This is a genomic window from Melioribacteraceae bacterium 4301-Me (assembly GCA_041538185.1).
GTDB lineage: Bacteria > Bacteroidota > Ignavibacteria > Ignavibacteriales > Melioribacteraceae > Pyranulibacter > Pyranulibacter aquaticus.
The window spans coordinates 365696-372152 of record JBGORM010000003.1 but is presented as its reverse complement, the minus strand read 5'-3'; the positions used below and the strand labels follow the sequence as shown (position 1 = coordinate 372152).

Sequence of the window (6457 nt, the reverse complement as noted above, 5' to 3'; positions counted from 1 at the left end):
GTTACATTTACTTTTTTCAGACTTTATTTTGTTCCTCTCACTCCTTTATCTAAATGTTTTATCCTAGCTAATGTAACTTATTCATATACTACACTTTCTTAGGTCCCGCTTTCAGCAAGATAAACTCCGACATGCAAAACCTCTATTCGTCGGTTCTCCCATAGGGACTCCTTCGGAGGAATCCGACCGGCGCCTCAAAAACACATAAAAGCTCGCTTCACCGACCTTTTTTAAAATTACCTATGTTAAATATTGTATACAAAAAAGTTCAATGGAAAAATATCTATGAAATTTTTGTACCGAGAACTTCAAGAAATTTTGCAAGCCATTCTGGGTGCGCTGGCCAAGCCGGTGCTGTAACTAAATTACCATCAACATATGCTTTATCAGCAGGTATATCTTGAAATTGCCCACCCGCCTCGTTTACTTCAGGTCCTACTGCCGGGTAACATGAAACTTTTCTGCCTTTAACTCCATCTGCGGCTGCTAATAGTTGTGCACCATGGCATATTGCAGCAATTGGCTTTTGTGCGTTAATAAAATGCTTTGTATATTCAATTACTTTTTGATTTAAGCGTATGTATTCTGGTGCTCTTCCGCCAGGAATTACAAGAGCATCATAATTCTCAGGATTAACATCAGCAAAGGTAAAGTTAAGTGTAAAATTATGCCCAGGCTTTTCACTATATGTCTGATCACCTTCAAAATCGTGAATGGCTGTACGTACTTTTTCTCCAGCTTTTTTATTTGGACAAACTGCATGGACCTGATGCCCTACCATTTGAAGTGCTTGAAAAGGAACCATCACTTCATAATCTTCAACAAAGTCACCTACTATCATTAAGATTTTTTTAGAAGCCATGTTAACCTCCTTGTTTAATTTGTTGGCTGTTGTACCAAGTGCCGTTTAATTTTTTGTGTTGTGGTTTTCTCAAATTCTTGTTCTCTAATATAAAATCTTCTTATTTGTTTATAACTTGGCAGTTCACTATTTACTTTATCGACTTCTCCAGTTATAGTCTTTTCAATAAGTTCATCGTTAATTTGAAGCTTCTCTTTTTCGGAAATTTCTATAAAAGCTTCAGCATCTGGCACAATTAAAGCAGCGATAACTTCATCATGTTTTAAGTCTTTCTCACCATATACCAAGCTTTCCAAAATGAATGGACTCCGATTCAATAAATCTTCTATTTCCTCAGGAAAGACATTTTTACCATTTCGAGATATAATAACATTTTTCTTTCTACCATTAATATGTAAAAATCCGTCACTATCAAAAAATCCAATATCACCAGTTTTAAACCATCCATCTTCAAATACAGAACTTGTTACTTTTTCATTCTTGTAATAACCTAACATTACATTTGGTCCTTTAGCCCAAATTTCACCGCTACCAAATTCATCTGGATTGTTTATTTTTATTTGTACATGAGGTAAGGGTAATCCTGCAGCATTGTCCTTAAAATTATCAATACGGTTTAAAGTTAATATAGGTGAGGTTTCAGTAAGACCGTATCCTTGTATAAAGTTAAATCCAAATTCTCGCAAGCCTTTGGCAACTAAGGGATCAGGGGCCGCGCCCCCTGCAATAAATAATCTAACTGCACCGCCAAATCTCACATGGAGTTCAGCAAAGATTTTCTTTTTAATTTCCCTTATGCCTATAAATGATATTAAATTTGTAAGTTTTAAAAGCGGCGGCACAATAAAAGACTTTATTTTATCTTCTTTTATTGATTTTACAATTCGTTTAAACATTTTATCATACAATAACGGCACTGCAAGCAGTATTGTTGCTTTCACTTTTTGTAAATCGTCAACAATAGTTTTTAATGAACGGGCATAGTGAACTGAACTTCCTGCATAGAGTGGACAAAGCATTCCGCATGTACATTCATAAGTATGATGAATCGGAAGCACTGATAAGAATCGGTCATCTTCAGTAATTTTAATCATGCTCGTCATATCCATAAGATTAGAAGCAAGGTTTTTTTGGGAAAGCATTACTCCTTTTGCTCTACCTAAAGAACCTGAAGTAAAAATAATTTCCGCTAAAGCGTTTGGATCAATTTTAGGCAGTTCTGTCTTTGCAAATGGCTTTGCATTATTGATTAAATCTAACATACTTAAAAAGCTCTTATCCTCAAATGTTTTATCCATACAAACAAAGTATTTTAAGCTTTTTAATGTAAGTTTTGCTTCAGCAGCTACACTGGAAAATGATTCCGAAAAAATAATTGCTTCAGAATCAGATTCATAAATTATATTAATGATTTCGTTGGTTGTTAAATTTTTATCAATAGGGACAATCACATAATTAAAACACATTGAGGTTAAATAACTTATTGCCCATTGTACACGGTTTTCGCCAATTAAAGCAATATGTGCACGCTCTTTTAAGCCAATTTCTCTTAATGCTGAACCAAATTTTAATATGTAAGAAAGTAATTCTGAAAAGCTGACTTTTGGAATTGGAGTTGATGTTAAATCTTCTAAGGCTAATTTAGAACCAAAATTTTCTGCAGATTTTAATATCATCTCCTGAATTGAAGTGATTTTAGGAACATCAAAAAGTTTAGGTTCTTTTTTCATGTTTAATTGTCCTTAAAAATATTTAAGGAATATTTCATTTTATATTAACAGCACTAACAAAAGAATAATTTAATTAGCAGAAGCAATTTTTATTAATATAGCTTTTAGCAGATTATAAAATTTTTCAACATCTCTGATATTTACCTTCTCATCAGGAGAATGAGCGCCAATAATAGTGGGGCCAAAAGATATCATATCAAGACCTGGATATTTATCACCAAGAATTCCACATTCTAACCCAGCATGAATTGCTTTTATTTCTGCTTCTTTGTTAAATTTTTGACGGTAAACTTCTTTTGCAAGTCTAAGAACTTTTGAATCCATATTAGGCTTCCAACCAGGATAGCCATCTCCCACTTCAATTTGGGCACCGGATAATTCAAAAACAGCTTTAACTGATCGGCAAACAGCTTCTTTAGCCGATTCAATTGAACTTCTTTGACTTGTACCTATTTTTAATAGATCATTTTCAATAGTAATTGTCGCCAAATTTGTTGATGTTTCAACTAAACCTTTAATATGTGGACTCATTGAGATGACGCCATGTGGCAATGCTAATAAAACATTTAATATTTTCTCAAAGAAACCTTTAGAAAAAACCTTGCCAACATTTTCGTTTCTTTTTTCTATTTTTATTGCGAGCAAGCTGTCATTTACTTCATATTCGTAGAGCGCTTCCTGAACAAATTTTTTCGCATCCTCTTTTAATAGTGTTTCACTTTTAGGTTCTATTAAAATTACCACTTCACTTTCGCGAGGGATTGCATTTCGTTTAGAACCTCCTGTAAATGACGCAATTTGAAATTGAAATCCATTTATTTCTGATAAAAACCTTGCCATAAGTTTAATAGCATTCGCTCTCCCATCAGCAATGTTTAGCCCTGAATGTCCCCCTTTTAAGCCGGTTAATAATATTTCATAAGGAATAAAATCTTTGTAGGGGTCCTCAAATTCTATTTTATAAGTACCAACTGTATCAACCCCGCCGGCGCAACCCACATAAAAAACCCCATCCTCTTCAGAATCAAGGTTTAGCAACATTTTACCATCAATAAAATTGGGTTTTAAGTTATTAGCACCAGTTAAACCAGTTTCTTCGTCAACAGTAAATAATAATTCGATTGGGCCATGTTCAAGAGAGTTATCAGTTGCAATGGATAAAGCCGCAGCAACACCTATACCGTTATCTGCGCCTAAAGTAGTTCCATCTGCTTTTATCCACTCTCCTTCTCTTATCAACTTCAGCTGTTCATTTTCAAAATCATGATTCGTTCCTTTATTTTTTTCACAAACCATGTCAACATGAGCTTGTAGAACAACAGTCGGTTTATTTTCATATCCTTTAGAAGCAGGGATTTTTATTACAACATTATTAGTCGTGTCGACTTTTAATTGCAAGTTATGCTTTTTAGCAAATTTTTTAAGATAGTCCACAATTTTTTCTTCATGTTTTGATGGTCTTGGTATTTGTGATATTTCGTAAAACCTTTGCCAAAGGATTGTGGGATTTAACCCTTCAATTGCTTTTTGTGACATTATAAGCTCCTGTTTAATTATGACGAATATTTAGAATATCCCCATCTTTAACAATATACTCCTTGCCTTCAAGTCTCCAAACACCAGCCTCTTTACATTTATTAAAAGACCCATATTTTATAAAATCTTCGTAATGAACAACTTCAGCACGAATAAATTTATTATAAAAATCTGTATGAATTACACCTGCCGCCTGCTGTGCAGTAAAATTCTTCTTAATTGTCCAAGCACGACATTCATCTTCACCAACAGTAAAGAAAGATTGCAACCCTAATATTTCGTATGAGGTTTTTAAAATTTTGTTTAACGCCGATTCTTTAATTCCATAGCCAGCCATAAATGAAAGTCTGTCTTTATCATCGAGTGCAGACATTTCAAACTCAATCTTAGCAAAGAATGGGATTACAGGCACATTTAGTTTGGGGAGTTTGTTTTTTATTTCTCTCAAAACATCATCAACCTTGTTTATAGAATTTTCATCAAAATTGATTGCAACTGCGAGAGGTTTTAGTGTTAGCAATTGATAACCTGAAAGAAGTTTTAATTCGTTTTCATCTAAGGCTAAGGTTCTTAAGGGCAGCTCTTTTTCTGCATGTGCAAAACATTTTTCAATTAAAGGTAGTTCCCTTTTTATTTTTTCGTCTTTAGATTTAAGCACCTCTTTCTTCAATTTCTCAATTCGATTTTCAAGAAATGAAAGATCAGAAAACAGAAATTCAGTTTCTAAAAATTCTATATCCCTAACTGGATCAATTGTCGTCATTGGATGCGGCACTGCATCGTCTTTAAACTGCCGAATAATATAAAATAATGCGTCGTTATTACGTACACTATTCATGAATTGATTTGTAATTTTAACTTTATTGTCATCGGACATTTTAAGTCCAGGAAAATCAAACACTTCAATAGTAGCGTTAACTTTTTTCTTTGGATTAAAGATTGAGGTTAACTTGTCCAATCTTTCGTCGGGTACTTTAACTACTTCTATTAAGGCTTCTTCTCTGCTGCTTTGAGTTTTTAGACTTCCCTGTGAAAGTGTGTTAAAAAGAGTTGTTTTCCCTGAGGATTGCAAGCCAACAAGTCCTATTTGCATACACTTATTTTTTTGTTAATAAACTAAAAAGAAATATATAAAAATATATGCAGAATTATCTGTTCAATATTAAGCTACAACTTGAGTGTGCAAAGCAATTTCTTCTAATATAGAACTTACCTTTAAGCAGTCTGCTAATTCACCATTATAAACAACCGCTTTACCTTTTACATGAACTTCATAAGTGTATGCTCTTGCTTGTTCGTAGCTGCAATTTATTGCTTTAATTAGCTGAGCAATCACCTCATCGAAGGTGTGCCAATCATCATTATACAAGATTACTTTGTAAGCTGTAGTTACAGTAGTTTCTTCTTCAATCTCGGGCAAAATCATTGTGTTTGTCGATTGGTCATTCATAAATACTGTAATTTTAGTTGGTTATTAATTTATGAAATTGAAGGACAAAAATAAATTTTAGTATATTATATATAGAGTTTTCTTAGAACTATTAAACATTTTTCACTTAATAACGAAAAGAAGGAGGCCTAATGAAAATTGCTGTTTGTGTAAGTCATGTGCCCGATACCGCAACTAAAATTGTAATAGGTCCCGATGGCAAATCTATTGACCCAAATGGTGTAACCTATGTAATTAATCCTTACGATGAATTTGCAATTGAAGAAGCGTTGAAAGTAAAAGAAAAATTGGGTGGTGAAACGGTGGTTATTACTCTTGGAGGCGAAGCTTCCAAAGAAACCATAAGAAAATCTTTGGCGATGGGAATTGACAACGCAGTTTTATTGAAAGATGAAAATTTCAGAGATTCTTTTTCTGTTGCATCTGCTTTGGCAGCTGAAATTAAAAATCAAAATGCTGAACTTGTTTTTATGGGTAAACAGTCTGTTGATTACGATAATTCTATAGTAGGACAAATGACAGCGGAAATTCTTGGCTATAACTGTGTCTCAGTAGTAGTAGATTTAAAAATAGAGGGCAATAAAATTATTGCAGAGAGAGAAATTGAAGGCGGTAAAGAAGTGATAGAAACAACGCTTCCTGCTGTTATTACAGCACAAAAAGGATTAAACGAACCAAGGTATGCGTCATTAAAAGGAATAATGGCGGCAAAGAAAAAGAATATTGAAGAAAAGCAGCCGGTTGCAGCTAACAACAAATTAGAAATTTTAGCCATGAAAAAACCAGCTCCAAAACAGCCTGGTAAAATAATTGGTACTGATGCTAGCGCAGTACCAGAATTAGTTAGATTACTAAAAGAAGAAGCAAAAGTAATATAAG

At 33.6% G+C, this 6457-nt stretch carries 6 protein-coding genes; 1 reads left to right on the top strand and 5 read right to left on the bottom strand.

The genetic code is table 11. The features are described from left to right. Window positions 1-283 precede the first annotated feature (283 nt). The 5 genes from ABRY23_07725 to ABRY23_07705 all read right to left on the bottom strand — a co-directional run bounded on the left by ABRY23_07725 (window position 284) and on the right by ABRY23_07705 (window position 5578). Window positions 284-862, bottom strand: coding sequence for a DJ-1/PfpI family protein (locus ABRY23_07725; protein ID MFA3782934.1), 579 nt, complete (start codon window positions 860-862; stop codon window positions 284-286). A gap of 14 nt (window positions 863-876) precedes the next feature. Beyond that, window positions 877-2592 (bottom strand): long-chain fatty acid--CoA ligase, encoded by a 1716-nt coding sequence (locus ABRY23_07720; protein ID MFA3782933.1) that lies wholly within the window; start codon window positions 2590-2592, stop codon window positions 877-879. Window positions 2593-2661: 69 nt separating this feature from the next. Further along, entirely contained in the window at window positions 2662-4128 is a 1467-nt protein-coding gene (locus ABRY23_07715; GenBank protein MFA3782932.1) for an aminoacyl-histidine dipeptidase, read from the bottom strand. 13 nt (window positions 4129-4141) lie between these two features. Next, entirely contained in the window at window positions 4142-5221 is a 1080-nt protein-coding gene (gene ychF / locus ABRY23_07710) for a redox-regulated ATPase YchF (protein ID MFA3782931.1), read from the bottom strand. 69 nt (window positions 5222-5290) lie between these two features. Continuing rightward, the gene (locus tag ABRY23_07705) at window positions 5291-5578 is read right to left on the bottom strand and encodes an ATP-dependent Clp protease adaptor ClpS (GenBank protein MFA3782930.1); all 288 of its coding nucleotides are present in this window, start codon (window positions 5576-5578) and stop codon (window positions 5291-5293) included. A 131-nt stretch (window positions 5579-5709) separates the two neighbouring features. Between ABRY23_07705 and ABRY23_07700 the strand changes: the two genes are divergently transcribed. Then, on the top strand, window positions 5710-6456 hold the full coding sequence (locus tag ABRY23_07700; protein ID MFA3782929.1) for an electron transfer flavoprotein beta subunit/FixA family protein: 747 nt from the start codon (window positions 5710-5712) through the stop codon (window positions 6454-6456). Window position 6457 lies beyond the last annotated feature (1 nt).